2 protein-coding genes are annotated in these 3,003 nt (G+C 56.7%); both read left to right on the top strand.

Annotated features, from left to right (window positions below):
- Nucleotides 1–1,849: hypothetical protein (locus ACFWPJ_RS29175; protein ID WP_378856170.1), on the top strand; the 1,849-nt coding region annotated here is incomplete at its 5' end.
- A gap of 798 nt (nt 1,850–2,647) precedes the next feature.
- A partial coding sequence (locus tag ACFWPJ_RS29170) for a DUF6444 domain-containing protein (protein WP_378856168.1) occupies nt 2,648–3,003 on the top strand: 356 nt, incomplete at its 3' end.

Here is a 3,003-nt window from a genome sequence, read left to right as displayed (position 1 = left end):
GGGTCAACTCGAGTCCAAATTCACCGGCCAGATGTTCGCGAACCGTTCCGGGTGGATGATCGATGAACTCGGCAACCATTGGGAAGGGGAGCCGGACAAGGACGGAAACCAGTCTTGGTTCCGGGTTCAAAACGGCCATACATACCGCATGAACCACCTCGGTGTGATCACCGATTTCTCCCTCGACAAAGACGGTCGGCCCCGTCTGGACACAATTTTCCCCAATGGTTCACAGACAGTGCAATCGGGCAGGATAACCGTTCATTTCGATGCGAGTGGGAAAGAAGTCTGGAAGAACGAAATTCCCGCACCTGTGCAACCTTGGGATGTGCGTGCATGGGATGGGACGAAGCGCGGACTATCCGGCCTCGGATCTGTTATTTACGATACCGTTGGTGCCCCATTTCATATGATGCAGGACGGCGTTCGAGGTATGTCGTCAGTCCGGGTCGACCAATACGGAACATTCCACGTAACCTACGACGCCCCGAACAGGTTCGCAAACGCGGGAACGGCAGCGGTCGGCCTCGCCAAGGGTGCTGCCATGTTCTACCTCGCGCTCCCCAAATACGCGGCAATGACGGGCTACGATGCGCTACGCGGATCAGACTTCGTTCGCGGATCCACAACCTACCAGCCGCCCGACCGCGAAGATGAGCTGGTCAAAGACCTCACCGGAATTCCGCTCAAGCAGTGGAAAGACGACACAGTCGGTTCTGTTTTCGAATTCGGTGCCGCTACGGTTGGCGGGTTGATCCTCTTCAGAAGCGTAGGTATCCGACCGCGTACAAGGCTCGGGGCTACTGGACTACTCGAGATTTCCTCCGGCTTCCGCGGGCGGCCAACCAACTATATGAGCGTACACTCGAAGTCGGCACTGGCGATGGCGAGTGGATTTGCATCCAGGGCAGCCAGATACGGACGTGAGCAGGTAGATCGAATACACGACTGGGGCAATCAACCGGTCAAAACTCTCGATCTATTGGGCGAGGTCATAACAAACTGGGTCGATCGCCTTGCACCCCAGGCTGTACCTGCGGAGGGGTTTCGCGGCGTTCCCGCCAGCGAACCCAGGCGGCCGGACATATTCGCATCAGAAAGTGGGCCGGCGGGAGGTTCCAATTCCAAGGGAGATTCGGACGGGCACACTGCCTCGAATGCCGGTGCGCGACGGGCTGCGGCTGAATCAGTCCTCGGCCGGCACCTCGGTAAGGTCACTGATCTAGATGGTTGGCTCCACATGCACTCACAAAAGGCTGACCCAGAATTTGCGCAGGCACTGAACGAGCTCAGGGAAGTCGCAAGAATCCTGGACCAGGATCCGACAATGAGAATCCGAACCGCCCTTGAACTTGGTCCGGATGGTAGAGTTCCGATAAATCCCGTCGCCGAATTCGACCTCCTACTCTTCCCTGCGTCCGGTGCGCGTCCTATTCGAGTCGAAGTGACTACGGTTCAAAAAGAAATACGGGGCGCTGCAGATCTGACAGACGGAATCAGGCACGGATCCGATAAAGCACAAAAGCGCGATGTCCTTCGCGATCCGATGAGTCGCCCTCTTGAGGTGGTAATATATGCCCGCGTTGGTGAAGTCACCTGGAACAGGAAGGGGCAGATAACGGAGTTCAGCCCCGATGGGAACATTGTTTTCAAGCGTCCGACGGGAGAGGTGATCAGGACTAAGAATATATTCTCAGAGCTGCTTGATAATCTAAACGCCAAGCCTCCGAAGCCTGAAAACGCCGGATACCTTGATCGAATTACGGTTGTTGACTCCCAGACGGGACTTGTGCTGACCGAGATTGTCAACATCAATTCTAAGTGGATGAGGGTGACGAATGTCGATTAGTTCGAATGAGCCTATTATCGATCTTGTGGAATATCCCGGACGAGAGATCATCATGTCGCGGGTGCTCGAAGAAGGGGTGGAGGAATCGAACTCGGCTGCTCGCCGCATCGCTCTCGATGCTCTCTATGATGCTCTCGGCGAGTATTGTCGCCCTCTTTCGTTTGAGATTCTCTATTCCTACTGGGACGAGTTTGAATACCCATTATCCGTAGAGGATGCCCACCCGCCGACGGGAATGTTTGTTACCTCCGCGTCTCTACCCGGGCTAACCAGAAACCCTTCGTACTCACCGAAAGTAACATTCGTAGATGGAGAACTGCGGCGCGAAGTAGTGGACACGTGTATAGACTCGGTTGATTCAGAATGTGTGAATATCGATGGGTACTCGCTGGGATGGTATGTGATGGAGGTGCGGTCGTCTATGGCTGTCATCCCAAGAATGACGGCAGGGCCCTCGGAGGTGACTGTTAATCGCAATGTTGCGAAGGTGTCGTTGAAAGTTACTTCTGTCGGGGAGGAGCTCTGGGGGTACGGCCCTCAGGACGTATTCCTGGAACCACCCATCGGGGTTCGAATCTCACGTATGAATGGCACACTAACTTTGCAACTAGGGCAATACTGGTCAGTATGGTTTGAAGGAGGATCTGGCGAGAGTCATGTCCGTAAAGGAATCTCGAAGCTGGAGCGCAACGGCTGGGTTCGGTCATTGTAAAATCCGGGCAACTGGTCAGGTCGGTGGATCGTTGCTGGTCACCGCGTCGGCGTGACAACACCGCTTCGGTAGTGAATCCTGTTGCGGTGCCCGATGACCCGCTGCCGACGCCTGAGGAACTGGCCGCGCAGCTGATCCGGCTCAGTGCCCGGCTCGACACGATCGAGGCCGAGCACCGGGTCGTGATCGCTGGGAAAGACACCCAGATCACGGCGTTGGAAGCCGAGGTCGTCGAGTTGAAGCGGCGGCTGAGGATGAACTCACAGGACTCGTCGAAACTGCCGTCGTCGGACTCGCCGTTCGTGAAACCCGCGCCGAAGTCGTTGCGCCGCAGGTCCGGACGTAAGCCGGGCGGCCAGGCCGGGCACGAGGGTCGACCCTGGCGATGGTCGCTGATCCCGACGAGATCGTGGTCCACGAACCGGCCGCGTGTGGCGGCTGT

This window comes from Nocardia sp. NPDC058497 (assembly GCF_042720195.1).
GTDB lineage: Bacteria > Actinomycetota > Actinomycetes > Mycobacteriales > Mycobacteriaceae > Nocardia.
This window is presented reverse-complemented; position numbering and strand designations above follow the sequence as displayed.